This window comes from Streptomyces sp. YS-3 (genome assembly GCF_045257485.1).
GTDB lineage: Bacteria > Actinomycetota > Actinomycetes > Streptomycetales > Streptomycetaceae > Streptomyces.
The window spans coordinates 1-734 of sequence record NZ_JBJHPC010001150.1 but is presented as its reverse complement, the minus strand read 5'-3'; the positions used below and the strand labels follow the sequence as shown (position 1 = coordinate 734).

The 734-nt window shown below is 69.5% G+C and carries 1 protein-coding gene; it reads left to right on the top strand.

Going from position 1 to position 734, the window contains the following annotated elements; translation table 11 throughout:
* Positions 1-121 precede the first annotated feature (121 nt).
* Positions 122-664, top strand: a complete 543-nt coding sequence (locus ACJA3G_RS38030; protein WP_406557552.1) for a class I SAM-dependent methyltransferase — start codon at positions 122-124, stop codon at positions 662-664.
* Positions 665-734: the final 70 nt, after the last annotated feature.

Here is a 734-nt window from a genome sequence, read left to right as displayed (position 1 = left end):
ACCCTCATCCCGCCCGTTATCAACCATCTCGCCCCACTTTCTTGGGGCGGCCGAGAGGATAGTCCGCATGCCGAGCAGCCCGCTCCGGTTACCGCCGCGCGACGTCACATTCTGGGATTTCGTGGCCACGAGCGGCGTCTACCTGCACCCGCTCGCCGCCGAGGAGCTCCGCCTTTTCGAGCAGCGCTTCCCCGGCCACCGCGGGAAGAAAGCGGTCGATGCGGGCTGCGGCACCGGGGACTTCACCCGCTACCTGTACGCGTCGGGGATGGACGTGACAGGCATCGACTGGTCCCCCTCCTCCATCACCCTGGCCCGCCAGGCCACCCCCTGCCCGCTGCCGTACGTCATCCACGACCTCTCCCTCGGTGACCCGCCCGGCCTGATCGCGCGCAGTGTCGACCTGGTCGTGTGCCGCCAGACCGTGTCTCTGCTCGACGACCCCGACGCCTTCCTCTACCGCGTCCGCACCAACTGGCTACGCGCCGGCGGCCAGTTGTACCTGAGCGAGGTCCGCGCCACCGACCACGAAGCCCGCACTCTGCGCGGCGGCATGACCGAACAGCACCTTGCCCGGCTCGGCGACGGGTGGGCCCACGCCACGCGCTACGACCTCACCAGCCAGCGCGTCGCCTGCGTAATCCTGCGCAGCCCCGCCAGCTGAACTCCTCCCTTCCGACAGTCTGTTCACCTCCCCTGCCAACGAGGACCCATGACCCCGCAGCCTCCCCCTC